This is a genomic window from Streptomyces jumonjinensis (genome assembly GCF_009600885.1).
Lineage (GTDB): Bacteria > Actinomycetota > Actinomycetes > Streptomycetales > Streptomycetaceae > Streptomyces > Streptomyces jumonjinensis.
Map to the genome: position 1 here is coordinate 360,085 of NZ_VCLA01000192.1, position 25,647 is coordinate 385,731.

Below are 25,647 nucleotides of genomic sequence, written 5' to 3' on the forward strand. Positions count from 1 at the left end.
TCCGTGTGTCGTGGCACCGGCGGTCCATCGGGTTGTTTGAAACAACTCACTCACCCGACGCGTCCGTCCGAAGCGATCTCTCGCTGTACGGACGCGGATTCCGCTCGGCGTGCCGGCCCGCGCTCTAGCTGCGGGCCAGGGAGGGCAGCAGGGGCAGCACCCTCTTACGGCCGCTCCGGGAGCCGTCGGGGGCCGGCGCACCGTAGGTGACGGAGATCCCCTTGCGCTGGGCGGCCTGCACGATGCCCGGGACGGCGCGCTCGGCGAGCGCGGCGATGGTCATGGCCGGGTTGACGGTCAGCGCACCGGGGACGGCGGAGCCGTCGGTGACGAAGATCCCCGGATGGTCGCGGAGTTCATTGCGGTCGTCGAGCGCGGAGGTGTGGGGGTCGTCGCCCATCCGGCAGGAGGCGAGCGGGTGCACCGTGTACGCGCCGACCAGGTCGTTGGTCCACGGCATCACCTTGGCCAGGCCGTCCTTCTCCAGGATCTCCTTGACCTCGGCGTCGGAGGCGGCCCACGCTCCCAGGGTGTTCTTCGTCGGCTCGTACCGGAGATTGCCCCGGCCGAGCATCTGCTGGGAGATGCGGTGCGAGTTGCCGGTGGCGGGCGGCGGTCCGAAGACGCCTTCGTTGTCGTCCTCGATCATCGAGAAGATCGTCAGCCAGGAGGTCCAGTTGCGGAGGATCTCCTTCTTGTCCGGGCCGAACCAGGCGGGCCCGGCGGCGTCGGGCGCCTGGGCGAGGATCGTGCCGAGCCCCGGCGGGAAGTACAGCTGCTCCAGGGAGTAGCGCGAGTACTCCGGCAGTGAGCCGTCCAGCTTGTCCCAGCTGGCGACGGTGGGGCCCTTGCCGATGTGATTGGCCGCGTACGCCACCCCGTCTCCCCGGTCCAGACCGAAGAGCGAGGCCGCCTTCTCCTCATCGATGATCGCTGTGTTGAGCCGTTCGCCGTTGCCGGAGAAGTAACGTCCGACGGCCCGGGGCATCCGGCCCAGATGCGCCTCGCTGCGCTGGAGGATGACCGGCGTGGCCCCCGCGCCCGCGGCGATCACCACGATCTTCGCCTCGATGACGCCGCTGCCCGCCTGGAGGCGGTAGTCCTCCTCGTGGACGAGGTTGTAGTGCACCCGGTAGTCGCCGTCGCTCGTCCGCGATATGTGCTGCACCTCGTGGAGCGGCCGGATCTCGGCGCCGTGGGCGAGGGCGGCCGGCAGATAGTTCACCAGCAGCGACTGCTTCGCCTCGAAGCGGCACCCGGCCATCATCCAGTTGCAGTTGACGCACTTGGAGTTGTCGATGGCGACGGCCAGCGGGTTGGCGGTGCGGCCGGAGTGGTTGCACGCGGCGGCCCACAGACCGCCGGCATAGCTGACGTCGTTCCAGTCCTGCTTCTTGATCGAGAGCGACTCCTCGACACGGTCGTACCAGGGGTCGAGGGTGTCGCGGCTGACCGCTCCCGGCCACATCCGGCGGCCGATGGAGCCGTGCCGTTCGAAGACGAAGCGCGGGGCCCTCGGCATGGCCGCGAAGTAGACGACACTGCCGCCGCCGACGCAGTTGCCGCCGAGGATGCTCATCCCGTCGCCGACCGTGAAGTCGAAGGCCCGGGTGTAGGAGGCGCCGAGCTTGTAGTCGTGCTCGAAGTCGGTGCTCTCCAACCATGGCCCGCGTTCCAGAACGGTGACCTCGGCGCCGCCCGCGGCCAGATGATAGGCGGCGATCGCGCCGCCGAAGCCGCTGCCGATCACAAGGACTTCCGTACGCTCGACGGTGCTGCTCATGCGGGGCTCCCGGTGGACGTGGTGTCGGGGTGCAGACGGGCGAACACGCGGCCGTAGCCGAAGTCCTCGAAGCGCCAGAGACCGTCGGGGCCGGGCTTCGGGATGCCCATGACGGTGAGTCCGGGGTGGCCCGCGGCCAGCGCCTCGGCGGTGTGCAGATGCGCGGCCGAGTCGAAGGACATGTTGCAGAAGAGGGCGAGCATCACCCAGAACTCCTTCTCCGGGTGGCCCGGAGTCGTCAGCCGCTGGATCAGGGCGACGCGGTCCGGGTACTCCAGCGCCACGAAGGGCGGCACCTGCGGATCGAGGGTGAGGCCCCGCTCGCCGGCGTAGACCTCGGTGTGCTCATTGAGCAGCCGCGCCAGATCGTCCAGACCGTTGTGGATACCGGTCGCGTCCCACTGGAGAAGTTCCAGGGCACCGGCCTGTACCGCTCCTCCGCCGGTGGCGACACCGGCTATGGCGCGGTCGTCGGCCGAGCGCTTCTCCCCCGGAATGATGGTGTCGGCGTATGCCTCCAGTGTCATCGTCCGGAGTTCGCCATCCGGCGCCACTCGCTCATTTTCGCTTCGCAACTCGCTCTCCTTTCGGATGGTGCGGAGTGGGGTGCCTTGCGGCGTGACAGAAAGCTAGAACCAGCAGCTCAGTTCAAGCAACTAGCCAAAGTAGTCGTGACCTTGAACCCGACTCCTCAGAGTTGGCGCAACAGGGCGTAGGAATGCCGTTCAGCGGCGCCCTGGTCACTAGGCTTCAACCTGGATGTATTCATCACCCGCACGTGACATTCCTTCTGCAAAGAGCACGGCATGCGGAAGTGGGCCCTGGTCTCACGCTTGGGGGAAATGTGAAAAGTGCTGACGCTGAAGAGCATTCACCGAGTTCACCGCACTTAGTTCGAATCGATGAACTCATTCCCGCCGATTCGCCGCGTCTCAACGGCATCGACAGGTCTCATGTGCGGAGGCTCGCGGCCGTCTACCCGTCCCTGCCGCCGGTGCTGGTGCACCGGCCCACGATGCGGGTCGTCGACGGCATGCACCGGATCAGGGCGGCCATGCTGAAGGACCTCGACACCGTCGAGGTCACCTTCTTCGAGGGCGCCGAGGACCAGGTCTTCCTGCGGTCCGTCACGGCGAACATCTCGAACGGGCTGCCGCTGTCGGTCGCCGACCGCAAGACCGCCGCCGCGCGCATCCTGGCCACGCACCCGAGCCTCTCGGACCGGGCCGTCGCCACCCATGTGGGACTCGACGCCAAAACCGTGGCGGGTGTGCGCGTCTGTTCAAGTGCGGGTTCTCCGCTGCTGAACGTACGTACGGGCGCCGACGGCCGGGCCCACCCGCTGGACCGCACCGCCGAACGCATGCACGCCGCCGCACTGCTGTCCGAGGACCCCGCCCTGCCGCTGCGCACCGTCGTCGAGCGGACCGGTCTGTCGCTGGGCACGGCCCACGACGTACGCCGCCGGCTGCTGCGCGGCGAGGACCCGGTGCCCACCAGCAGGCAGGGCGGGACGCCCCCGGCGGGGTCCGCCCCGGGACCGGCGGGCTCCGGCGGCCGGGCCGGGGCGGGCAGCCCCGGCGACGGCTCACCGGGCGCACCGGCCGCACCGGGCGCACGGACGGACCGCGCACCGGCCGGCGGCGCACCGGCCGCCGCGCGGGGGCCCGGGGCGGGCCCCGGCGGGAGTGCCCCCGGCGGGGCGGCTCCGCTCTCCCCGCGCTCCCGCGCTCCGCTGGACACCCTGCGCAAGCTCGCCAACGATCCTTCGCTGCGCCATTCCGACACCGGGCGCGAATTCATGCGCTGGCTGCACACCCGGTTCATCGTCGACGAGGCCTGGCGCAGACGCGCGGACGCCATTCCGCCGCACAGCGTCGACTCCATGGCCCATCTCGCCCAGCACTGCTCCGACGTATGGCGGCGATTCGCCGAGGAGCTGGTCAGAAGGCGGCATACCGATACGACGGACCCCCGGGAAGCACAGACGACGCAGTCGACGTGGCACTGACGCCCGGACTCGACAGGGAGAAACGGTGACCACCAACACCATCGAGCACGCAGTCCGCCGGGTCATCGGCTATATGCACGTCAATCTCGGCCAGGACCTGACGATCGACGACATGGCACGCACCGCGATGTTCAGCAAGTTCCATTTCACCCGGATCTTCCGGGATGTCACCGGAACCTCTCCCGGACGGTTCCTCTCCGCCCTGCGCATCCAGGAGGCGAAGCGGCTGCTGGTCCACACCGACCTCAGCGTCGCCGACATCAGCAGCCAGGTCGGCTACAGCAGCGTCGGAACCTTCAGCTCCCGCTTCAAGACCTGTGTCGGCCTCTCGCCCAGCGCCTACCGCGATTTCGGCGGGGTGCAGCCGGGGGCGCCCGCGGGCAGCGTGGTGCGGGCCGCCGTCGCGCACAGTCTGTCGCTGCGCGGCCGGGTCTCCCTCGCGCCCGGCGAGCGGCCGGGCCATGTCTTCGTGGGGCTCTTCCCCGGCCGGGTCCGCCAGGGCCAGCCGGTGCGCTGGACCACCCTGGAGGGCCCCGGGCTCTTCGAGCTCCGCGATGTGCCCTCGGGCACCTGGTACGTCCTGGTCCACTCCGTGCCCTACGGCCATGAGCACCAGCCCTTCGACTCGGACGGGGCGGGCCTCCTCTCCGTCGGCCAGCACGGGCCGGTCGCCGTGCACCCCGGCGCGCTGCTGCGGCCGGTCGAGATCGTGCTGCGACCGCAGGGCGAGCTGGACCCGCCGGTTCTGCTGGCCCGCTTCCCCGCCGCCGCCACGGCGCCGGCGCGGGCGGCCCGCTGACCCGGCGGCATACAGGAGTACGTAATAGAGAGGGGCCGGACGCGGAATCCGCGTCCGGCCCCTCTCTTCTTTACGTCCTGGGCGCTGTGCGGCCCGGTCCTCAGCTCACCGGGTGCACCGTCATGGGCAGCCCCCCGCGCATCCGCAGCGAGAGCATGGCCTCCGCCACCGCCTCTCCCCCGCGGACCGGCCTCAGTTCGAGATCGCGGGTGACGAGCGCCGTGACGAACACGGCCTCCATCATCCCGAGGTTGCTGCCCACGCAGAAGCGCGGACCGGCGCCGAACGGAATGTAGGCGTACCGGGGCCTGCTGGCGACCCGCTCCGGGTCGAACCGCTCGGGATCGAACCGCTCGGGATCGTCCCACAGCGCCGGGTTGCGGTGCATGACATAGGGGCAGACCAGCACATCCGCCCCGGCCGATACGTGGTAGCCGCCGACCGTGTCGTCCTGCTGCGCGACCCGCGGCAGCACCCACACCGGCGGATAGAGCCGCATCGCCTCCTGGACGACCTTCGTCGTGTATGTCAGCCGGTGCAGATCGCCCAGTTCCGGGACCCGGCCGTCCAGCACCTCGCGGGCCTCCGCACGGACCCGCTCCCGGGCCTCGGGGTGGCCCGCCAGCAGATGCAGGGTCCAGCCGAGGGTGCTCGCCGTGGTCTCGTGCCCGGCGAGCAGCAGGGTCACCAGCTCCTCGCGGAGCCTTCGGCGGACCCGTTCCGGGTCGCGCTCCTGCTCCCCGGCCGCCTTGATGATCCGGGACAGCGCGTCATCGGCCGGCTCGCCGCCGGTCATCCGCGCGCTGCGGTCGGCCACCAGGGCGTCGGCCACCCGGTACAGCTCCCGGCGGGCCCTGCGGAAGCGCCCCTGCGCGGGCAGCGGCAGCCAGCCGGGGACCATGCCCTGGGTGACCATCTCCAGCATGGCCTGGTCCTGGACCTCCTCGAAGGAGTGCGCGATGGAGTCGTACGCGTCCAGGCCGAGGTCGAGCAGGGTGCGGCCGAGCACTCCGAGGGTGAGACCGGTGACCTCCTGAAGGATGTCGACGGGCCCGCCCCCTTCATGGGCGCGCAGCAGGGCGACCAGTTTGACGGACTCCTCGGCGACGGCGCCGGCCTGCTGATTGATGCGGCCCGGCTTGAACGCGGGCTGCACCGCCCGGCGCTGGTTGCGCCACACCTCGCCGTCGCTGGTGAGCAGGCCGTCGCCGAGGACCCGGCGGGCCTCCACGAGCCCGATGCCCTTGTGGTAGTTGGCGCTGTTGTCGGCGAGGATGTATTTGGCGTAGTCGGGCCGGTTGAAGACATAGAGCTTCTTGGGCCCCATGGAGACCCGGACGGCGTCCCCCAGGGCCGCCGCGTCCTTCATCAGGCCGAGGCGGTCCACCACGAGCTTGCGCAGCAGCCCCGGCAGCGCCCTGACCGGCGGCCCCGGTGGATGAATCCTCATGCCGCCCTGCCCTCGCCGTGGTCCGGGGCGCAGTGGCGGAAGCGCCCGCCGGAGAAGAGCAGGGCCTCCCGGTGGGGCCAGTGCACCGCGGTGAGGACCTTGCCGAGGAAGATCGTATGGTCTCCGCCGTCGTACACCCCCCACTTCGCGCACTCCAGATGCACGGCCGCGCCGTTGATCAGCGGTGCGTCGGCGACCCGCCCCGGCAGCCAGTCGACGGCGTCGAACTGTCCGGCGCCGACCGGCCGGGAGCGGTTGGCGAAGTGCCGTGCCACGGTCTCCTGTCCGGCGCCGAGCACCGATACGGAGAAGTCGTCCAAGGCGTTCAGCCGGTGGTGCATGACGGCGTCTTTGTTGACGCAGACCAGCACCAGCGGCGGCGTCAGGGAGACGGAGGTGAACGAATTCGCCGTCATGCCCCGGGGGAGCTCCCCGCCGACGGTCACCACGGTGACCCCGGTGGGGAACGCCCCGAACGCGCCGCGCAGTTGTTTGGTGTCATCGAGGTCAACGAGCTCCGCGGGCGGAGCGGTCACCGGACTCATATCTGCCTCCCGGCCGTCGGCCGGGGCCCGGCCGCGTAGGGCGCCAGCGCTTGTGCCAGCGCGTCGGGGATCAGTGCGGGGACGGGGGCGTCGGCGGGGCCGCTCATGACCGCGACGCGCTGACGGCCCCGGGCCACCGGCGTATCGCCGTCCCGTGTCTCTCTGACGTACTCGAAGTCGAGGTCGAACTCGGTGTGGCCCAGGCGGGCCACTCGCATCCGGATGGACAGCTGGTCCAGTGCCCTTACCGCCTCCAGCAGCTCGCAGTCCACCTGGAGGGTGAACAGCCGGGTGCCGTCGGGCGTCTCCTCGGCGAAGGGGATCGCCTCGCTCAGGAAACGCTGCCGGCAGGTGCTCTGCCAGTGGAGGTAGTTCACATAGTCCGCGGTGCCGCACAGCCCGGTCTCCGCGAAGGCGACCGTGTGCCGGTACGCGAAGTGGTCCGCCCGGCCCGTCATGGCCGCGCCCCTCCCGCCGCCGCGCCGTCCGTGGTGTCCGTGCTGCTGACGGGATCGGACGTATCGGTGAGGAAGGCGAAGACCGCCGGCTCCAGCGCGTTGCGCAGCGCCGTGACGAAGGTGGCGATGCGCAGCGGGCCCGCGGTGAGCACCACCCAGTTCTCCCGCTGCTGCGGTTCGAGGGTGAGCGGCGCGCCGGCCAGTATCCCGGCCTTGCGCAGGCATTCGACGGCGCTCCACACCCGGGTCGCCGCCGTGTCGGGGGCCTCCCCGGTCTCCTTGGCCACCAGGGCGGCGAGCTCGGCGTGCTCGCCGAGCAGTCCCTCCCATTCGGCGGCCGTACGGATGTTGACCGCCTCGATGTCGCAGGCGACGGTCTGCGCGGCGGTGACGCCGAGGGTCACTCCGAGGCCGTGGGCGGCCGAGATCCGCCGGCCGCTGTCGAGCTCGGGCCGGCCGTCAGGCCGGTAGCGGACTTCGACGGCCTGCCCCAGCGCCCGCTGGACGGCCCGCGCGGTGGCCGCCCGGCGTCCGGCCGACGGCTCCCCCTCGCCTCCCTGGGCTGTGGCGTCGGGCTCCACCGCGACGTCGAGATGGGTGCCGAGCACGTCCTCCAGGGTCCGTTCCAGATAGGAGCCGAGCAGGGTCGGCACCCAGGGTCCGGCGCCGTCCGTCTTCCGTACGGCGTGCAGGGTGAGCCCCTCCCACCGTTCGACGACGGTGCCGTCCGCGGTGCGTACGGCGATGTCGTACACATAGGTGTCACCGTCCCGGTAGCGCTCGGTGGCGCAGTAGCGCAGCTCGCCGGGCGCCTCGGCGGCGGCGGCCAGGGGGTGGAGCCGTTCGATGCCGGACGGCAGCAGGGTCGCGTCGGGGACGCACACCTGGTTGCCGTGCATCAGCGCGTCCCGCATGCCCGGGTCGGCCAGCAGCAGGGTGCCGGGCAGGAATCCGGCGAACCAGCCCAGCTGTGCGCCGACGGCGACGTCGGCGTCGACATGGCGGGCGGCGGCCCGGTGGAAGCGGCGCAGCCGCTGGAAGCGTTCGCCCTGGAAGAGGACGCCGCCGTAGAGATCGGCCGCGGGGTCCAGCACGGCGGCCGGGACTCCCGGGTCCACCTGCGCGGGCGGCCCCTGGGGGATGGCCTCGCCGGAGTAGATCAGCCGGGCCCGGAAGTGCTCGGCGGCGAATCCGGTCTCTTCCGCGTGGATGGCCACGTCGACGGTGTCGGCGCCGGTGACGGTGGCCGCGATCCTGATCCGGGTGGTGCCGGCCGGGGGTACCACGATGGGCCGCAGGAAGCGCGCGCCCTCGATGACCGGTACGTCGGTGCGGCCGGTGACCGCGGAGGCGACCTGGGCCATGGCCTCCATGCCGAGCACGGCGGGCAGCAGCAGATTGCCGTCCAGGAGGTGATCGGCGAGATAGAGGTCGGTGCCGGCGTTGAGCTCCACCTCGGTGACGAGTTCGACGCCGTGGTAGCGCACCAGCGGATTCTGGGTGAACCGCATCAGCGGCAGCGGCGGCAGGTCGCGGCGTACGGTCTCGATGCCTTCCGTACGGCCGCTGATGACCGTCACCACCGGCGCGTCCGGGTCGGAGATCAGCCGGAGCAGTATCTCCACGCCCTGGTCGGGCGAGACGGGGACGATGCCCTCGCGGGAGAGCGACTCGATGACGGAGAGCTTCTCGCCCATGCCGACGCCGGACCAGACCGACCATTCCATGCACAGGGCACGGCAGCCGGGGTGGTCGCGGGCGACCTCCTCGGTGAGGTCGGCGAGCCATTCGTTGGCGGTGGCGTAGTGGGCCTCGCCGCGCAGTCCGGCCCGGCCGATGATGCTGCCGAAGGTGACCAGGAGCTTGAGCCGCTCCGGGCCGACGGCGTCCAGGACGGTCCGCAGTCCGCCGACCTTGGGGGCGAAGGTGCTGTGGACGGCGTCCATGCCGAGGCCGGTGAGGGCCGCGGGCTCATTGCGGCCCGCGCCGTGCAGCACCGCGGTGACGGGGCCGAGTTCGCCGGTGAGCGAGGCGACGGCGGCGGCGACCCGCGCGGGGTCGGTGACGTCGGCGCTGGCGTAGCGCACGGTCACCCCGCTGCTCTCCATCCGCCGCAGGTTCGCGGCGAGGTCCGGGTCGTCGGCGGGGTCGGAGCGGCCGATGACGGCCAGTTTGACGCCGCTGTCCCGGGCCACGGCCAGGGCGCATTCGGCGGTGATGCCCTTGCCGCCGCCGGTGACGAGCAGGACGTCGGAGGCGTCCAGGAGCTGGTCGGTGCGCTCGGGCCGTACGGGCAGGGCGCGGAGCACGGGGACCCGGCGGGTGCCGTCGGCGTCGAGGTGCACCTCGCTGAAGCGGCTGGTGGCGGCGGTCTCGGCGGCCACCCGGGCCGCCGCGCCGTCGACCGCGGGGGTGTGGACGACGGTGGTGCGCAGATGGGGCGCTTCCAGATGCAGGGTCTTGGCGAGCCCGGCGGCTCCCCGGCCGTGCTGGACCAGGACGAAGCGCCGTTCGCGGTCGCCCGCGAGTGCGGCTTTCGCGCCGTCGAGGGCGTGGGCGATCTGCTCCGGCGGGCAGCCGGGCGGCAGGCAGACCAGCACTCCGGAGCCGACGGACGCGTTCTCCAGCGCGCGTTTGACCTCGTCGGCGAAGGGGTGGTCCGGTGCGGTGAAGAGTTCCCAGGCGCCGCTGCGCCCGTCGCTCTGGGCGGGGGGCGCCGGGACCTCGTCGAGGTCGACGGCGAAGGGGCGGGCCCAGGTGGCGGCTCCCGCGACCAGGGCGGCTCCGCCCAAGTCGCCGGCCTGGGAGGTGTCGGCCAGGGTGGTGAGGGCCTCGGCCAGTTCGGCGACCGTGGCGGTGGCGAAGTTGGTCGGTACATGGGCCGCGGTGAGACCGAGGCGTACGGCGGCCTGGTTGACGATCTGGCCGACCGTGATGGAGCTCATGTGCAGATCGTCGAGGAGGCTGCTGTTCTCGTCGACCAGTTCGGCGGGGAGTTCCGCGCGTTCGGCGACCAGGGCGCGCAGCACATCGAGCGCGGACTCCCCGCTCGCGCCGCCCGGCTCCGCCGCCGCCTGGTCGCCGGAGGTCTCCGGCCTGGGCGTACGGGCGGCGGGCAGGTCGATCTCGGGGGCCTGCTCGCAGGGGCTGGCCAGGAAGGAGAATTCGGCGCCGATCTCCAGCGGCCGGGTCAGCCGGTCGTTGAAGAGCCGTTCGTGCATCAGCGGCACGCCGGTCACATAGGCGGCTCCGACGACCTGGAGCAGGGAGCGCAGGGAGTCGTCGTCGGTGTTGAGGGAGACCGCGGGCGTCTCGGCGCTCGCGGCGGCCAGTGCGCCGAGGACCCGGCCGGGGCCGACTTCGACGAAGAGGTCGACGTCGGCGGCGGCGGCCTGGACGGCCTGGGTGAAGAGCACGGGTTCGGTGATCTGCCGGCGCAGCAGCCCGGCGAGATCGGTGTCGGCCGTCAGTTCGCCGCCGGTGACGGTGGAGAGGATACGCCGGTCCACCGCGGCGAAGTCGCGGTCGGCGAGCCAGTCCCCGAAGGAGTCGGCGGCCGGTGCGACGAGCGGTGAGTGGAAGGCGTGGGAGACCGCGAGCCGGGTGCAGCCGACCTCCGCCGCGGCAGCGCGCTGGGCGACGGCGGCGATGGCGTCGACGGGTCCGGCGACGACGGTCTGTCCGGGGCCGTTGTAGCCGGAGACCACGACGGGCAGTTGGTCGATGAGCGCTTCGGCGCGCTCGGGGGCGGTGGTGAGGGAGGCCATGGTGCCCGAGGCGCTGTGCTCGGCCATGGCCCGTCCGCGGACCCGGGCGGCTTCCAGCAGGGTGTCGGCGTCGATGGCGCCCGCCCAGTGCAGGGCGGTGAGTTCGCCGAGGCTGTGGCCGACCGCGAGGTCCGCCTCGATGCCGAGGGTGTCGAGGACCCGCAGTGCGGCGGCCGAGCCGGTGACGATGCGCGGCTGGGCCACATCGGTGGCGACGGTGTCGCCGGTGGTGGGCAGCTTCGCCCGGGTGTAGACCTCGGCCGCCTCGGTGAAGCGGCGGGCGAGCGCGCCGCCGTCCATGGACTTGCCGGAGCCCTGGCCGGGGAAGAGGAAGCCGATCCGGGCGCTCTCCCGGGCGGTGCCGAGGAAGGCGCGGCCGTCGGAGGCGAACAGGGTGGTCTCGCCCGCTTCCAGGGCGTCGGCCAGCTGGCTCAGCCGTGCTCCGGCGTCCGCGGGGGAGGTCACCACGACGGCGGCCCGGTGGGGCAGCTCGCGCAGTTCGCGCTGGAGGGTGGCGGCGAGGTCGGCGAGCTGGGCGTAGGAGACACGGCCGGCGAAGTCGGCGACCTCGGTGAGCCGGTCCTTGAGCGCCTGGGGCGATTCGCCGTCCAGCAGCAGCAGTTCGGCGTCCTGGAGCGAGTGCGCCAGGGTGGCCGAGCGCCGGCTGACGGCGGGCCGCCGGCCGGTGACCGCCTTGTCGAGGACGACATGGGTGTTGATCCCGCCGAATCCCATGGCGGTGATGCCCGCGCGCAGCGGTGCGCCCTTGGGCCAGACCTCGCCCTTGCGCAGCACCCGCAGATTGGCCTGCTCGTCGGTGAGCAGCTCATGCGGGTCGACGCAGCCGATGGCGGGCGGCAGCATCGCCGCGTCCAGGGCCATCGTCGCCTTGATCAGCCCGGCGACTCCGGCGGCGGCCTTGGTGTGGCCGATCATGCCCTTGATGGAGCTGATGGCGGCGCTCGGCGCGGCGGGGTCGGCCTGGGCGCGGGCGCCCATGATCGCCTTGAGCTCGGTGGCGTCGCCGACCTCGGTTCCGGTGCCATGGCCTTCGAACAGCGGTACGGTGTCGATGCCGAAGCCGGCCCGTGCGTAGGCGCGGGAGAGCGCCAGCTGGTAGCCGCTGACCTCGGGGCGGGTGATGCCGCCCTGGCCGTCGGAGGAGATGCCCCAGCCCGCGATGCTGGCGTAGATCCGGCGGCCGGAGGCGATGGCGTCCTCTTCGCGCATCAGCACGACCATGCCGCAGCCCTCGCCGGGCCAGAAGCCGTTGGAGCCGCGGTCGTAGAGCCGCATCTCCTTCCGGGCGAGCGCGCCGGTCTTGGCGAAGCCGATGATCTCGAAGGGGTCGATGGAGAGGTCGACTCCGCCGGCGACGGCGACGTCGAGGTCTCCGCCGAGCAGCGAGGTCGCGGCGGTGGTGACCGACAGCAGCGAGGAGGAGCAGGCGCCGTCGACGGTGTAGCCGCCGCCGTTGAGGTCGAAGTGGTTGCAGATCCGGCCGGCGATGGTGTTGGAGAGACCGCCGGCGAGGGTGTCCTCGTCGATGGCGGGGAACGGCTTCTTGTAGGCGCTCTCCACCCCTTCGAGGAATTCGCCGAGCCGGTCGTCGTCCCAGTCCTGGTTCTTGAGCGCGGCGGCGAGCACCCGGCGGACGTACGGCCAGCGCAGCCGCATCACATTGGCGCGGGAGAACTCGCCGGTCAGCGTGTTGCCGACGACGACTCCGGTGCGCTCCTTGGGCAGTTCGGCACCGGCCGGGAAGCCCGCGTCGGCCAGGGCGCGGCCCGCGGTGTCCAGGGCGAGCCAGTGGGTGAGGTCGGTCGACCGGTAGGTGCTGCCCGCGATGCGGTGGGCGATCCGGTCGAAGGAGTACCCCTCCAGGACGGCGGCGGTGGAGGCGTAGAACGTGTCGGGGGTCGTGGGGTCGGGGTCGTAGTAGTCGTCGAGGCGCATCCGCTCGTCGGGCAGCCGGCGGAAGGCGCGGCGTCCGGCGAGGGCGTTCTCCCACAGTTCGCGGGGCGTGGCGGCGTCAGGGTAGCGGCAGGCGACGCCGACGATGGCGATTCTGCTCATCCGGGCACCCCCACTTTCTTCGTCTCGGCCGCGCGCTTGGAGGCGCACGCGCCGTGGAAGCAGGTGCCCTCCTGGCACGGGTCGCCCGCGGCGGCGGCGACGGGTACCGGGGCGGGGACGACGGCGACGGGCGCGGGCGGGGCGGCGGCGGCCTTGGCCGCGGCCTCGCGCTGCTTGTCCAGGAAGTGCAGGCCCCACAGGTAGCCGCCGCGGATCAGGCAGACCAGGGCGGTGGCGAAGAAGATGCCGTAGGCGATGCCGAATCCGGTGAGCACTCCGTACAGCGCGGCGACGCCGCCGCCGAAGGCGATCTGGGAGGAGCGCTTGGAGGGCGAGGTGCCGGGGTCGGTGACCATGTAGTTGGTGAAGAGGACGAAGGCCACCCCGGTCATCATGCCGAGGGCCGCGGGGATGGAGGTGCCGAGGAAGATCCCCCGGATGACGGCCTGGAGGACGAAGCCGACCAGCCAGGCCATGATCAGCCACATCCGGTTGGTCAGCTTGGCGTTCAGCAGGGTGCCGAGGGTGATGATGATCGCGGGCAGCACCCAGTCGGCGGGACCGTAGAGATACTCGGTGAAGTGGTACGGCGGGGCGATGCTGGCCCAGGGGAAGAGCAGCAGGATGATCGCGATGCCGAAGTTCGACGGGTTCATGTAGTGCCGCATCCGGCCCTTGACGGGGGCCCGGAGCACCCACTTGGCGCCGACGGCGACGATGACGCCGAAGAGCATGACCCAGACGCGGTCATTGACGTAGGTGAGCATGTTCACGGCGAGGCCGGTGATATGCGCGGGGAAGAGGAACTCCACCATCCCCTTGAAGCCGCCGCCCGCGTAGCGCGGTGCGCGGCCGTCGACCTTGGCGCTGACGAACTCCAGGGAGATCTCCACCGTATAGGCGGTGAGGACGGCGAAGACGGGCCAGATCCAGGGCTGCTCGAAGCCGAGGAAGGTGTACCCGGCGATGTTGAGGACCGAGATCGAGATGGCGAATCGGCGCAGTGCGGTGATGACCTTGGCGTTGTGCCGTGGGGCTGCGGCGGTTGGCTGGTTGGCTGACACGGTCACTTCTCCTTGGCGTCGGTGCCGAGCTGGAGTGAGTGCCAGCCGGGGCTCAACTGGAGTTCCTTGCTGTGCACCTCTCCGGAGCGGTTGCGCCAGGTCAGCTCGACCTGCACGGGCCCGTCGGCCTGGTCGCCGAGACCGATGTGCACATCGCTGGAGCGCTTGCCGGAGTGGCCGCTGCCGCCGTCGACCCGGCCGAGCCGGGTGGTGCCGTCGGACAGGGTCACGGTGGCCTGTGCGCCGATCACGGCGGAGCCGGCCTCGTCGGTGAGCCTGAGGCCGAGGAACCCGCCGGCGTTCTCGCTCATGTTGCAGTAGAAGACGGCGTCCTCCCACTGGCGGGCGACGGCCATGTCGAGGCGTCCGTCGCCGTCCGCGTCGGCGGTGGCGATGCCCCGGGTGGGGACGGGGACGGCGAGTCCGAGCTGCTTGGCCAGGTTGCTGTAGGAGCCGTGCTCGTTCTTGACGAAGAAGCGCAGATGCTGATCGCCGGCGAGGTCGTCGCCCTCTTCGACGTTGGGCCAGAAGTAGGGGTTCTTGATCAGGGCGTCATTGGCGGTGGCCAGCTCCTGGAGCTGGGCCCAGCGGTTCTTCTTGCCCTTGAGGAAGCCGGTGGTCTGGGTGATCTCCTGGTCGCCGTTGTTGTCGAAGTCGCCCATCTTCACATCCCAGCCCCAGCCGGACCAGGCGAGGTTGAGGGGTGCGCTCTTGTCCTTGTACGGGGCTTCGCCCTTACGGAGCTTGGCGCGGAGATCGGCCCGGTCGTCGGCGGTGCCGATGAAGGCGAAGTTGGACTCCTGGATCCCGAACGACGTGGTGATGTTGGAGACGAAGGCGTCGTACAGGCCGTCGTTGTCGAGGTCGCCGAAGTCGACGCCCATGCCCTTGAAGGAGCTGCGGCCCATCTCCTTGGACTTCGGGACGAGCGCCGAGTGCTTGGCCTTGACCTCGCGGAACTCGAAGGTCCCGGGGCGGGACTTGTTGTAGAGCAGCGAGGAGGTGCCGAAGTCATGGGCGAGGTAGAGCTCGGGACGGAGGTCGCCGTCGAGGTCGGTGGCGGAGGCGGCGAGCGTCCAGCCCCGGTCGATGTTGTCGGGCAGTACGCCCTTGACCTCCTTGAAGCCCTGCGGGGTCCAGCGGAAGAAGTGGCCGCCGCCGCCGTTCTGGGCGTGCGACAGCGAGTCGTTCATGGTGACCCCGCCGTCCTTGGTGTGATCGAGGACGGGGCTGTCGGGGAAGTAGTTGCCGATGAAGATGTCGTTGTGGCCGTCTCCGTCGAAGTCGGCGACGGCGGCGGCGTTGGAGTTCCAGAGCGGCCCGGTGTAGACGCTGGTGCCGACGCCCGGGACGAGCTCGACCGGGGTGAAGCGGTCGGCGCTCATCGGGGTGGTGACGGCTCCGGTGGAGGCGTCCTTCTTGGCCTGGAAGATGAACCGGGGTGCGGCCCCAGTAGTAGACCAGGAGGTCGGTGGCGCCGTCCTCGTTGTAGTCGCCGGGGACACAGCCGATCGGGGCCGTGTAGTCGCTCTTGGGCAGCGGGGCCGGGTCGAGCGCGAAGGGCGCGTAGGTGGCGCTCTTGCGGCCGGGCACCGGCGCGGGGGTCACCACGGCCTGATCGATCTGCGGGTCGGTGACGCAGAGATCGTTGGGCAGGGCGTCGCCGTCGATGTCGTTCATGGCGACACCGGCGCCGACCGAGGATATCCAGCCCTCGATATGCTTATACGCCTTATTGACCTTGCGTACCGTCTGCTGCTTAAAGCCGCCGGGCATCGCTATCGCCATCGGCTGAAAGGCGAAATTCTTCGCCAGCTTCGCGTCGTCGGCAGCACTGACGGTTGGCAATTTCACGGCGTAGAAGGTGCTCACCATGAGAGTGAGCGCAATGACTCCGGGGGCCTGCTTTCGCAGCCAGGAAAGCGGGTGTGTCATGCGACGGCGCCTTTCTGTGCGTACGGACGTGAAGTAATCGCTTCGGCGATGTGCTGCCGCCAGGTCTCGAAGGCGGGGATCTCGCCCCCGTCACAGCCGGCGGGCTTGGTGTCGATGCACACCCGGGCGGCTTCCTCGGGGGTGCGGTCGGCGCAGAGCACCCGGGCCGCGAGATGGGTGTGCTCGATCGTGGTGCCGGCCCGCTCGCGGGCCTCGACGGCGAAGGCGGAGCCCTGCGCCAGATTCGGGAAGTGCGGGCCCGCGTGCTCGGCGAAGCGGCGCAGCTCCTCCTCGTCGACGCTGCCCGCGTAGGTGCAGGCGAGCCCCGAACCGGCGTAGAGGTCGCCGTGGCGGTGCTCGGGGAAGGAGGCGATGAGACCGGCGACCACATCGGGGTCGGTGCCTCCGACGAACCAGAGGGCACGGCCTATGCCCTGGTCGATGGCGCGTGCGCTGTAGCGGTCCGAGCCGCCCCGCCAGCTGAAGGGGTGCGGGGCCGCCGGGTCGCGGACATAGGCGCCGGTCTTGAAGTACGCCTGGTGGAACCCGTATCCGTCGAGGATCAGCCAGCGCAGCACCGGGTCGATCGCGGTCACATCGGGCCACAGGAAGCGCGGCAGCCGGGCCATCGCCCAGCCGACGCCCACATAGATCATGTAGTTGTGGCGGGCGCCCTCGCCCGTCAGCAGTCCCGCGAGCCGCTTGCCGCTGCCCGTGAGCGCGTCGAGCATGACGGCGCCCATGCCCGCGCCCTCGTAGGCGAACCCCCGGAAGGACCGGGGCACGGTCTCCAGCCACTCGACGGCCTGATCGGCGGAGCGCGCCTCCACCGCATAGGCGTAGCCCTGGAGAAAGGACACTCCGACGGTCTCCAGCTGGTGTTTCGCTTCCGCGTTCTTGACATGGAATCCGCGCGTTTCCAGCTGCGTTTCCCGGACGTTGGGTGTGAGGACTCTGCGCCTCAGCGCACGCAAGTTGGACACGTAAACGACCGCCTCTCGATTCTCTCCCCCAGCATTTCCCGCAGATCTAATGGAATCTTCCAAAGTGTCAGCGGAAGCGTCTACTTCAGGAATGCTCGAACGCGTTTGCGGGCAGCTTTCCGCGCACGGCGCGGCGCCAGAGTTCATAGGTGGGGATCTCGCCCTCGCGCTCGGCGGGCGGAGCGCAGTCGTCGGCGAGAAGGGCCGCCGTCTCGACGGAGATTGAGGCCAGCGCGTGCAGCGCAGTCCTGGTGTGCTCGGGGACGGCGCCGGAGAAGTGGCGGGCCTTGGCCGCGAAGACCGAGCCCTGTGCGACATGGCCGCGCAGGTCGCCCGCGCTCTCGCGGAGCGCGGCCAGATCGGCGGCGGTGGAGCAGCCAGCGAAGGTGGCGGCGAGCCCGACGCCGGCCCAGAGATCCGGGCGGCGTTCAACCGCGAAGGCGTTCACTGCGGCGGCGACATGGTCGGCGCGGGCCCCGTCGATGAACCAGAGGGCGCGTCCGATGCCCTGGTCGACCGCGCGCCGGAAGTAGCCGGAGTGGCCGTCCCAGCCGTACGGGGTGTCCAGCCGCTGATCGCGGACGTAGCGGTCGGTGTCGAAGTAGGCGCGGTCGAAGCCGTAGCCGTCGACGGCGAGCCAGCTCATCGGCGGATAGAAGTCCTCGCCGTCCAGCTCCGGCATGACCTTCTTCCACAGCACGCGCGGCAGCCGGGCCATGGCGAAGCCGATGCCGATGTAGTTGAGGAAGATATGTCTGCGCCCGGCGCCCGTCAGCAGCTCCCGGGTACGACGGCCGCGGCCGGGGCCCATCGCGTCGCGAATGACGAAGGCCATGGTCGCACCCTCGTAGGAGAAGCCCTGGACCTCCGGGTCGACCAGCGAGAGCCGGCGTTCGATCTCCCAGAGGTCGCGTGCGTCGATGCCCCATTCGAAGCCGGTGACCATGGCCTGCGGGATCGACTCCAGCTGCCTGGTGGCAGCCGTCTCCGGTACGGCGAATCCACGCCCGGCGAAACTCACGTCACGCAGGGACGGGGCCATGACCAGTCTGCGCAGGGAGCCCATTGCGGTTGCCACGCTCTGCCTCCTCGGCCCGGTGGCCACCCCTCACAGGGGTGGCGGGGGCCTCATGGTCGGCTGGCCTCGCGAGGGCGGGCATCTTCACAAGTGCGCACACCTGTGCGATGCATGGACTTCAGAGCGAGCGCGGAAGCGGCCGATCGGCGGGCGGCGGCGGGGGTGGATCAGCGGGCGCGGCGCACCGCGACCTCCTCGTCGTGAAGATCGCGATCGCACTTCGCACAGCCCATCCGCACGCTCACATGACCGTCGCAGCCGATGTGCTCGGCACGGCGCGGGGGCCCCAGCTCGGTGGGGAGATTGCGGTCCCCCCACTGCATCAGGGCGATGACGGCGATCGTCAGATCCCGCCCCATGGGAGTGAGCGGATACTCATGGCGCACCGGCTTGTCCTGGTAGGGCACCCGCTCCATGATGCCGAGATCGACCAGCCGGGCGAGCCGGTTGGTGAGCACATTGCGCGCGATCGGCAGCTGTCCCAGAAACCCGTCGAACCGTTTGACCCCGAGCAGGGCCGAGCGGACGATCAGCAGGGTCCAGCGCTCGCCGATCACTTCGAGGGCGCGGGCCAGGGAGCAGTCCTGGCCCTCATAGGTCCGAGGCAGCATGAACCGACCGTAGCGCAATGAGTTGCGTGAAAGGACTCAATGGCGGCGGGGCCCGGTAACAGAGCACGTGGAGAGAAGCCGCCTCACAGGGGCTGCTGCTGTGATAAACCACCGGTTCCGGACCATGGAGGTTCCTATGGCAACCAGCACCGAAGCCCCGCCGAGCGGGGTACGGGGCGGACTCGACGCCCTCAACAGCAGACACCACCAGCTGGGATTGCGGATCTTTCTGTTCATCGTCGTCGCCCACTGGGCTGAACATCTTGTTCAGGCGATCCAGATCTATGCTCTGGGCTGGCCGCTCCCCGAGGCCCGCGGGGTGCTCGGGGTTCCCTTCCCCTGGCTGGTCACCTCGGAGTGGATGCATTACGGCTACGCCTTGCTGATGATGATCGGTCTCTTCATGCTGCGGCCGGGGTTCACCGGCGCCTCGGGCACCTGGTGGAAGACCTCGCTCGGGCTCCAGATCTGGCACCATCTGGAGCATCTGCTGCTGCTGCTCCAGGCGCTGGCCGGAGCCTATCTGCTGGACAAGGCGGCCCCGACGAGCATCATTCAGCTGATCATGCCCCGGGTGGAGCTGCATCTCTTCTACAACACCCTGGTCACCATCCCCATGGTGATCGCGATGTATCTGCACACCCGCGCGGGCCGGAGCGACAACGCGAGCGCCCGCTGCCACTGCGCCCCGAAGGACTGAGATGACGTCCGCGGACGCCGGCACGCGAAAGGCCCGGAAGCCATCGGGGTTCGTATCGCTGCTGCTTCTGCTGACGGGCAGTCTGCTGCTCTATGTGTCACTGCCCAATCTCGGCGAGGCGGCACGGGCGGCGACCGGCGAAGGGACCACGGGCACCTTCACCGCGGCCCGGCTCGGCTGTGTGGGGCACGGAGGTCATGAGACCTGCGAATGGACCGGAACCTTCCGGTCCGCCGACGGAACCGTCGACCGGGAGGGCGTCAAGCTGTACGGGAGCGGCCGGGACAGCTTCGAGGCCGGAGAGCGGGCCGCGGCCGTGGACGTGGGGAACGCGGGGCGGGTCTACGGCCCCGGGGGCTCCCAGGAGTGGATCTTCACGGTGCTGCTGCTGCTCGCCGGCTACACCGTGCTCGCTGTGGTGGCCGGACGGCATCTTGCGCCGCCGCCGCTGCCCCGGCCGGTACGGACGCCCGTGCCCGGATAGCAGCCGGGCCGCCGAACGGGATGTGGGTGTGTCCGGTACGGTCCGGACACACCCACATCGGCTGATGTCACCGTGATCATGGGCGAGGAGCACGGTCAGACCAGAACGGGCGTCCGGACGGGTGCCGGGTCGGACAACTCCAGCCTGCTGTAGGCGCAGGCGGCGGATACCAGGGTCATATGGTGATGCCAGCCCGGGTAGGAGCGGCCCTCGAAATCCAGCAGTCCGAAATCGTTCTCCAGCGTCTGCACCGTGAGGCCCGCCCTGCGCTGGAGCTTGGTGAGCGCGGTCAGCTCCTCGGTGCGCCGGTTCACCATATTGGTCAGCCACATCCGGGTGGTACGGCGTCCCGCGTAGGGGTGGACCGCGAACATCCGGTAGACGTGGTGGTGGGACTGGCGTGCCAGCCGCACCTCCGGCAGCCGTACCAGCGCGGTCGTCACCGAGGCCCGCTCCAGCCGGCCGTCCCACCCCGCGGGGGCATCCTGGGCGTCGAGCCGGAATCTGCCGCCGTGCTTCAGCTCGAACAGCCGCCGCGCCTCGATGGCCGCGGGCAGTTCGGTCGCCTGGCTCTGCCGCACCGCGGTCCGGCCCGCCGGGATCACCGGAGTACGGCCGGGCAGGGTGACGACGAAGTCCCGGCCGCGCGCGGTGAGTCCGCGGATCAGCGAGGTCACCCCGGTGTGGTGGCTCAGATCGGCCACGATGGGCGGGGCGCTGAGATGGGTGCTGTCGGTCAGCGCGTCGACGAGGTCCAGAGCGTGCTGCTCGATGGTGCGGTGGGTGGCGTCGGCGGGGATACGGGCCCGGGAGCGCCGTTCCTCGTCCTTCGCCCAGGCGCCTGGGAGCAGCAGGCTCCAGTGCACCGGCAGCGCCTCGGTCTCCGTGGTGAGGAACGCGCCGATGCCCAGCTGGCAGTTGACGGACCGCCCGGTGGACGGGACGAACCGGCGGTGCACCCCGCAGGAGTGATCTCCGCGCTTGCGTAGAACGGCCGCGTCCAGGGTCCAGGCGCGCGGTGCCATCTGCCGCTCGATCCACCGGGTCAGCTCGGCACGGGCCGGAGCCCACTCCCAGGGACTGGCGTTGACGAACTGATGCATGGACTGGGACGCCGTCGGCGAGGTCGAGACCGTGGCGGCGATCCTCCGCACGGACTTCTTGCCCTCCGTCGTGAGCAGCCCCTGGAGATACGCCCGCGCCCAGTAGCGCTGATCGGCCCGCGGGAGGTGTCCGAAGATCTGTTCGGCGAGTAAGGAGATCGGTAGGCGTGACCGGTTCACATCGTGTGCCGTCATGGCGAGTTCCCTCCTGCTGGGCATCCCATCCAACACGGCTATAGAATAGCGAACATTATCTTTTTTTTTCAACGGAGGAGCACGGCTCCTCCCCGGCGGAAGGGGCACGATGCGGCCGACGGCACGCAGCCACGACTCTGCCCACCACCGTGACCAAGGGTTTTGCTTACTTGGGCAACTTCGCGTTGCCACCGCGCCGGGCCTCGGCAGAAGCTGGAACGATCCCGGCCGGACCGGTGGGGAGAGCCCCGGAAGGCCGCCGCATCGGCCGCTCGGGCCCGGTAACGCGTCCGCAGCACTGTGCCCGCCGACGCCCTCGGAGAGAACATGGTGAAACAGGAGAGAGCCGCGAGGACCCGCGAAGGTCTGGTGCACGCAGCCGCCTCGCAGTTCGACCTCGACGGCTACGCGGGCGCGTCACTGGTCAGGATCAGCAAGGCGGCGGGCATCTCCCTGGGCGCGGTGACCTTCCACTTCCCGTCCAAGGCGGAGCTCGCCGAGGCCGTCGAGTCACAGGGCAGGGCACAGGTGCGGGCGACCCTCAGCCGGATGGCCGTCGGCAGCGCGCCCGCGCTGGAACAGCTGGGCGAACTCACCCTGGAACTCGCCCGGTTGATCGAGCAGGAGGACACGGTACGGGCCATGGTGCGCCTGGAACGGGAGCGCCCGGGCAGAGCGCACTGGTCCGAGATCTGGCTGCCGACCGCCGACGAGCTGCTGCGGCGTGCCTACGACAGCGGCGAACTGCGCGCCTCCGCACAGCCCGAGGCGATGTCGACGCTGGTGGTGCATCTGATAGCGGGCGCGGAGATCACCCTGCGCCGCCACCGGGCGGCCGGGACGGCACCTTCGGAGGGGGCGGTCGATCTGCTCGCCCGGATCTGGCAGCTGGTGCTGACGGGCATCTCGGCCCGCCGGATCACACCGGGTCCCTGAGACTGACGGAAGAGCGTGCGGGACCGGGAAGCCCGGGGCCGAACAGCCCCGGGCCCGGGCATTCTCCTACGGCGCTGCATCCCTGGGCCCGGTCAGCGAGCACCGTCACCGGCGAAGGCCCCGCTGTCCTCATACGGCGCTGCATCCCCGGGCCCGGCCAGAAAGCACCGTCACCGGCCAAGGCCCCACCGTCCTCATACGGCGCTGCATCCCCCGTCCACCGGAACGGCCCCGCCGGTCACGAAGGACGAACGGTCGCTGCAGAGCCACGCCGCGGCCTGGGCCACCTCCGTCGGGTCGGCCATCCGCCGCTGGATGGCGCGGGAAGCAACGGGCCGCTCCGGCCGGCTGCGCAGCGCCTCCTCGGTCAGCTCGGTCCGCGTCGTGCCCACCACCAGGGCGTTGACCCGGATGCCCCGGTTGCCGTACTCGGCGGCGGCGGCCTTCGTCAGCCCGAGGACGGCGTGCTTGGCGGCCACATACGGCGCGAGCGCGCCGGTGGCGAAGATCCCCGCTGTGCTGGAGGTGTTCACGATGGTGCCGCCGGTCCGCTGTTCCAGCATGACCGGAATCTGACGGCGCAGACAGTTCCACACCCCGCGTACATTCACCTCCATGATCTGCTCATAGGCGGCGTCGTCCGTCTCGTGCCGATCGGTCCCCCGCGCCCCCCAGCCCGCGTTGTTGAAGGCCGCGTCCAGCCCGCCGAAGAACTCCACCGCGGCCGAGACGGCCCGCTTGACATCATCGGTGGAGGTCACATCCCCGGCGACCGGCACCGCGCGACCCCCCAACGCGGCGATGTCCTCGGCCAGTTGGCACAGCGGCTTCCCCCGTCGCGCCATCAGCACGACCGACGCCCCTTCGGCGGTGAAGAGCCGGGCCGCCGCGGCCCCGATACCGCTGGACGCTCCCGTGATCATGATTCTCTTGCCGTGTAACAGCCCACCCGAGATCGCGTGCATGGACGCCTCCCCCTGCACACCCGGCCCGCGCCGACTGTGCTACCGGTCACTGAATCATCCGAGGCTCAGACCCTAGCGGGGAACGGCCCCTTAACCCCCCGGGCGTACCGCCTCGATACCCGAGTACAGAGCGGTCATGCCCAGGCCGCCGCACCGCACACCTCCCAAGTCCGGCCCGACCTGCGGAAGTTCAGCTCCCGACGCCGCGCCGCCCGCGCTCCTCACCGAAGAGCAGACCCCGCGCGGCGGCCGGCTCCGCGATCGCCGGCAGCAGGCAGTGCCACATCTCCTCGATCCTGTCGGGGAGGTCACGCCGCCCGGTCTCCATGTGGGCGTGCATCTGCGCTCCCGTGCAGACGCTGACCACCATCCGCGCCACAGCCCGGATGTTGACGTCCGGCTGAAGCTCGCCTCGATCATTCGCGTCAGCGAATCCCAAGACCAGCACCTCGGTCCACTGCTGATGGGAGTTCTCATCCTTGTCGATGAAGAACTCCTGATCCGTCACCAGCCGCGCCCCCGCCAGCAGCAGCGGCTCGTCGAGCATCTGATACGCCCAGGTCAAGGTGATGTCAACGACACCCTGAAGGCCAACGGCCGGGATCGGCGGCGAGACCAGATTCGGCTGACTGCGGACGATCTCGCGGGCCAGCGCCTCCTTGTTCTTGAAGTGGAAGTACATCGCCCCCAGCGTCACCCCGGCTCGATCCGCGATCCGCGAGACGCTTGCTCCCGCAAATCCCCGCTCGGCGAAGACCTCGGCCGCCGCCCGGATCAGACAGGCCCTCGTCCGCAGAGCACGCTCCTGCTTCACGCTGCGCGTGTCAGGCGATTCAGGCACGGGGTCCCTCCCTCATAGACAAAAAAAAGAATAATCCTTATTTTAATGCAGTGCCGCACGTCACACCTGGCACATGGCATGGCCAGTTTCGATGTCCCACGGGGAGTGAACTCGCAATGACTTCACCTAACGTTCATGGCTCGGCTGTCCTGCACTCGAGACAGCCGACCGCCAGGCAGCTCGTCCGCAAGGTCGATTCCACGGAGGTCCTCGTCGCTGACTGGCGCAGCGTTTCAGACGTCCAGCACGTCGTGACGACTGAATGGCCCTGCGCGCACTCTTTCTACACCGCGGACCCCGAGTCCCATACGCCGCTTCTCTTCACGGAGAGCCTGCGCCAGGCACTGGTCCTACTCTCCCACACCGCCTTCGACATCCCCCTGGACCACCGGCTGGGCTGGGAGTACATCAGCTCCACCATCACCGGCGAGGGACTGCGGACGGCGGCGGAACCCGCCCGGGTGGAACTGCACATCACCCACACCACGGTGAACCGGCGCCGACAGGGCTCCTCCCGGATGACCGCGGAGGTGGAAGCGGTACGCGACGGGAGGCCGGTGGGCAGCGCGCAGCTCCGCTACACCTCCTACCCCGAGGCCATCTACCGCAGGGTGCGCGGGCATTACGCGAACGCCGCCGACTGCTGCGCCCGGGCGCTGCCGCCCGGACCGCCCGCGGACCCCGCGCTCGTGGGCCGCCGGAACGAACGCGATGTCGTCCTCAGTCCCACGGACCGCGCCAGGGTCTGGCGGCTGCGGACCGACCTCACCCATCCCGTCCTCTTCGACCACCCGCACGACCACATACCGGGGATGGTGCTCCTGGAGGCTTTCGACCAGGCGGCCCTGGCCGCCGGCGTACCCCACCGGGTCCGTCCGCTCTCCTTCGACACCGTGTTCAACCGGTATGTGGAACTGAACCAGCCCTGTCTGATCGAGGCTGATGTGCTGGACCTGTCCACGGTCAAGCTGGTCGCCACCCAGAACGACGCCGTCGCCGCGTCCGCCCTGGTCACCGTAGCGCCGATCTAGCGCTGCCGGAGGAACGACGGTCCTGTATCAGCGGGGGAGCGGGTTCGTGCCGTCCGGGGCACGGACCCTGCTCTGAGCGGGCGCCCGAGCATCGACAAATTATCCGATCACCCATTACGTTATGGCCGGTTCACCGGGCACCATACAGGGACACGGCCACCCTGTACTCTCGGCCTACTTGTGCTGGACATGTCCAGCCCTTGAGTCGCTTCAGTCGCTGAGAGGATGCACATATGCTCTTTGACCTGGAGTTTTCCAGAAGCGACTCAACGCTGCACCCCTACGCTCATCCTCCGGTGACACCCCTCGCGCACCGCCGATTACCGGCGGCGGTCTCCGCGCCGCGCGCCGCGAATCCGTCTCGACTTCCTGAAATAGCGCTCAGCGCAACAGCCGTCACCGGCTCGGCCGCCCCTTCGGACCGTTCGGCGTGCCAGGGCCGCCGACCGCAGGCCCCCGGCCCGGACCACGTCTCGTGAGTCTGCCCGGCCCCGGACGCAAGCATCCGCTCGGCGTGTCCGGAAAGCTGTCTCAGAACCCACCGGCCGAACCGGCCGTCGCCCGTGGTCTGCTGCCTGATCTACTGGCCGACCGGGGCAATGCGAAGCTTTTCGTCAAGCTGTATGCCAGCGACTACCGTCATGTCACCGGTCTCGGCTGGTACCGCTGGACCGGCCACCGCTGGCAGAGCGACGACGACGACACCGTGCTCTGGGCCGCCGGAGAGATGGCCGAGTCCCTCGTCCAGAGCGACCCGGCGGGTCGGCACACCAACGCGGCGCTCCGTCGTGCGTTGTCGACGTCGGGGATGAATGCGTTGTTGATGCAGGCG

The 25,647-nt window shown here is 70.2% G+C and carries 19 protein-coding genes and 2 pseudogenes; 7 read left to right on the plus strand and 14 right to left on the minus strand.

The window, feature by feature from the left end; genetic code table 11:
• Window positions 1-124 precede the first annotated feature (124 nt).
• Both FF041_RS32275 and FF041_RS32280 read right to left on the minus strand, forming a co-directional pair.
• Entirely contained in the window at window positions 125-1,783 is a 1,659-nt protein-coding gene (locus tag FF041_RS32275) for an FAD-dependent oxidoreductase (protein ID WP_153480247.1), read from the minus strand.
• The gene (locus FF041_RS32280) at window positions 1,780-2,310 is read right to left on the minus strand and encodes a DUF5987 family protein (protein ID WP_153480252.1); all 531 of its coding nucleotides are present in this window, start codon (window positions 2,308-2,310) and stop codon (window positions 1,780-1,782) included. Before FF041_RS32280 ends, FF041_RS32275 begins: the two co-directional genes overlap by 4 nt.
• Before the next feature lie 428 nt (window positions 2,311-2,738).
• Between FF041_RS32280 and FF041_RS32285 the strand changes: the two genes are divergently transcribed.
• Both FF041_RS32285 and FF041_RS32290 read left to right on the plus strand, forming a co-directional pair.
• Window positions 2,739-3,794, plus strand: coding sequence for a transcriptional regulator (locus tag FF041_RS32285; protein ID WP_228388786.1), 1,056 nt, complete (start codon window positions 2,739-2,741; stop codon window positions 3,792-3,794).
• A 25-nt stretch (window positions 3,795-3,819) separates the two neighbouring features.
• Window positions 3,820-4,593: an AraC family transcriptional regulator gene (locus FF041_RS32290; RefSeq protein WP_323371096.1), complete on the plus strand. Its 774-nt coding sequence runs from the start codon at window positions 3,820-3,822 to the stop codon at window positions 4,591-4,593.
• A 100-nt stretch (window positions 4,594-4,693) separates the two neighbouring features.
• On the opposite strand, the gene FF041_RS32295 is transcribed toward FF041_RS32290, so the two are convergent.
• The 9 genes and pseudogenes from FF041_RS32295 to FF041_RS32335 all read right to left on the minus strand — a co-directional run bounded on the left by FF041_RS32295 (window position 4,694) and on the right by FF041_RS32335 (window position 18,560).
• A complete protein-coding gene (locus FF041_RS32295) occupies window positions 4,694-6,043 on the minus strand; it encodes a cytochrome P450 (protein WP_153526007.1) in 1,350 nt (449 codons plus the stop codon).
• Entirely contained in the window at window positions 6,040-6,588 is a 549-nt protein-coding gene (gene sgcE6 / locus FF041_RS32300) for an NADH-dependent FAD reductase SgcE6 (protein ID WP_153526008.1), read from the minus strand. Before sgcE6 ends, FF041_RS32295 begins: the two co-directional genes overlap by 4 nt.
• The gene (locus tag FF041_RS32305) at window positions 6,585-7,046 is read right to left on the minus strand and encodes an acyl-CoA thioesterase (RefSeq protein WP_153480898.1); all 462 of its coding nucleotides are present in this window, start codon (window positions 7,044-7,046) and stop codon (window positions 6,585-6,587) included. The genes sgcE6 and FF041_RS32305 overlap by 4 nt, the downstream gene beginning before the upstream one ends.
• Window positions 7,043-12,889, minus strand: coding sequence for a type I polyketide synthase (locus FF041_RS32310; protein WP_153526009.1), 5,847 nt, complete (start codon window positions 12,887-12,889; stop codon window positions 7,043-7,045). The genes FF041_RS32305 and FF041_RS32310 overlap by 4 nt, the downstream gene beginning before the upstream one ends.
• Window positions 12,886-13,959 carry an enediyne biosynthesis protein gene (locus FF041_RS32315; RefSeq protein WP_323393327.1) on the minus strand — a complete coding sequence of 358 codons (1,074 nt, stop codon included), beginning with the start codon at window positions 13,957-13,959 and terminating at the stop codon, window positions 12,886-12,888. The genes FF041_RS32310 and FF041_RS32315 overlap by 4 nt, the downstream gene beginning before the upstream one ends.
• A pseudogene (locus tag FF041_RS32320) lies at window positions 13,956-15,888 on the minus strand (CRTAC1 family protein). Before FF041_RS32320 ends, FF041_RS32315 begins: the two are co-directional and overlap by 4 nt.
• Window positions 15,885-16,871, minus strand: coding sequence for a DUF1702 family protein (locus FF041_RS32325; protein WP_323393329.1), 987 nt, complete (start codon window positions 16,869-16,871; stop codon window positions 15,885-15,887). Before FF041_RS32325 ends, FF041_RS32320 begins: the two are co-directional and overlap by 4 nt.
• Before the next feature lie 85 nt (window positions 16,872-16,956).
• The gene (locus FF041_RS32330) at window positions 16,957-17,949 is read right to left on the minus strand and encodes a DUF1702 family protein (RefSeq protein ID WP_323393331.1); all 993 of its coding nucleotides are present in this window, start codon (window positions 17,947-17,949) and stop codon (window positions 16,957-16,959) included.
• A gap of 167 nt (window positions 17,950-18,116) precedes the next feature.
• Window positions 18,117-18,560, minus strand: a complete 444-nt coding sequence (locus FF041_RS32335; RefSeq protein ID WP_153526010.1) for a winged helix-turn-helix transcriptional regulator — start codon at window positions 18,558-18,560, stop codon at window positions 18,117-18,119.
• Between the two features lie 136 nt (window positions 18,561-18,696).
• Between FF041_RS32335 and FF041_RS32340 the strand changes: the two genes are divergently transcribed.
• Both FF041_RS32340 and FF041_RS32345 read left to right on the plus strand, forming a co-directional pair.
• On the plus strand, window positions 18,697-19,260 hold the full coding sequence (locus FF041_RS32340; protein WP_153526011.1) for a hypothetical protein: 564 nt from the start codon (window positions 18,697-18,699) through the stop codon (window positions 19,258-19,260).
• A gap of 1 nt (window position 19,261) precedes the next feature.
• Window positions 19,262-19,744: a hypothetical protein gene (locus tag FF041_RS32345; protein ID WP_153526012.1), complete on the plus strand. Its 483-nt coding sequence runs from the start codon at window positions 19,262-19,264 to the stop codon at window positions 19,742-19,744.
• Window positions 19,745-19,839: 95 nt separating this feature from the next.
• On the opposite strand, the gene FF041_RS32350 is transcribed toward FF041_RS32345, so the two are convergent.
• Entirely contained in the window at window positions 19,840-21,042 is a 1,203-nt protein-coding gene (locus tag FF041_RS32350) for an IS701 family transposase (protein ID WP_153526013.1), read from the minus strand.
• A 327-nt stretch (window positions 21,043-21,369) separates the two neighbouring features.
• Between FF041_RS32350 and FF041_RS32355 the strand changes: the two genes are divergently transcribed.
• Window positions 21,370-21,978, plus strand: coding sequence for a TetR/AcrR family transcriptional regulator (locus tag FF041_RS32355; RefSeq protein WP_153526014.1), 609 nt, complete (start codon window positions 21,370-21,372; stop codon window positions 21,976-21,978).
• A 194-nt stretch (window positions 21,979-22,172) separates the two neighbouring features.
• Here FF041_RS32355 and FF041_RS32360 read toward each other — a convergent pair whose 3' ends face one another.
• A complete protein-coding gene (locus FF041_RS32360) occupies window positions 22,173-22,943 on the minus strand; it encodes an SDR family NAD(P)-dependent oxidoreductase (protein ID WP_153526015.1) in 771 nt (256 codons plus the stop codon).
• Window positions 22,944-23,133: 190 nt separating this feature from the next.
• The gene (locus FF041_RS32365) at window positions 23,134-23,784 is read right to left on the minus strand and encodes a ScbR family autoregulator-binding transcription factor (protein ID WP_323393333.1); all 651 of its coding nucleotides are present in this window, start codon (window positions 23,782-23,784) and stop codon (window positions 23,134-23,136) included.
• A 116-nt stretch (window positions 23,785-23,900) separates the two neighbouring features.
• Between FF041_RS32365 and FF041_RS32370 the strand changes: the two genes are divergently transcribed.
• Both FF041_RS32370 and FF041_RS32375 read left to right on the plus strand, forming a co-directional pair.
• Window positions 23,901-24,815 carry a ScbA/BarX family gamma-butyrolactone biosynthesis protein gene (locus tag FF041_RS32370; protein ID WP_153526016.1) on the plus strand — a complete coding sequence of 305 codons (915 nt, stop codon included), beginning with the start codon at window positions 23,901-23,903 and terminating at the stop codon, window positions 24,813-24,815.
• Window positions 24,816-25,329: 514 nt separating this feature from the next.
• Window positions 25,330-25,647, plus strand: a pseudogene (locus FF041_RS32375) (DNA primase); the annotation flags it as partial.

Bases quoted from the DNA above. Each gene is read 5' to 3' on its own strand.
- FF041_RS32360 (WP_153526015.1), bottom strand. From the start codon at position 22,943: ATGCACGCGATCTCGGGTGGGCTGTTACACGGCAAGAGAATCATGATC.
- FF041_RS32370 (WP_153526016.1), top strand. From the start codon at position 23,901: ATGACTTCACCTAACGTTCATGGCTCGGCTGTCCTGCACTCGAGACAG.
- FF041_RS32275 (WP_153480247.1), bottom strand. From the start codon at position 1,783: ATGAGCAGCACCGTCGAGCGTACGGAAGTCCTTGTGATCGGCAGCGGC.
- FF041_RS32355 (WP_153526014.1), top strand. From the start codon at position 21,370: ATGGTGAAACAGGAGAGAGCCGCGAGGACCCGCGAAGGTCTGGTGCAC.
- FF041_RS32310 (WP_153526009.1), bottom strand. From the start codon at position 12,889: ATGAGCAGAATCGCCATCGTCGGCGTCGCCTGCCGCTACCCTGACGCC.
- FF041_RS32305 (WP_153480898.1), bottom strand. From the start codon at position 7,046: ATGACGGGCCGGGCGGACCACTTCGCGTACCGGCACACGGTCGCCTTC.
- FF041_RS32345 (WP_153526012.1), top strand. From the start codon at position 19,262: ATGACGTCCGCGGACGCCGGCACGCGAAAGGCCCGGAAGCCATCGGGG.
- FF041_RS32350 (WP_153526013.1), bottom strand. From the start codon at position 21,042: ATGACGGCACACGATGTGAACCGGTCACGCCTACCGATCTCCTTACTC.
- FF041_RS32335 (WP_153526010.1), bottom strand. From the start codon at position 18,560: ATGCTGCCTCGGACCTATGAGGGCCAGGACTGCTCCCTGGCCCGCGCC.
- sgcE6 (WP_153526008.1), bottom strand. From the start codon at position 6,588: ATGAGTCCGGTGACCGCTCCGCCCGCGGAGCTCGTTGACCTCGATGAC.
- FF041_RS32295 (WP_153526007.1), bottom strand. From the start codon at position 6,043: ATGAGGATTCATCCACCGGGGCCGCCGGTCAGGGCGCTGCCGGGGCTG.
- FF041_RS32280 (WP_153480252.1), bottom strand. From the start codon at position 2,310: ATGACACTGGAGGCATACGCCGACACCATCATTCCGGGGGAGAAGCGC.
- FF041_RS32340 (WP_153526011.1), top strand. From the start codon at position 18,697: ATGGCAACCAGCACCGAAGCCCCGCCGAGCGGGGTACGGGGCGGACTC.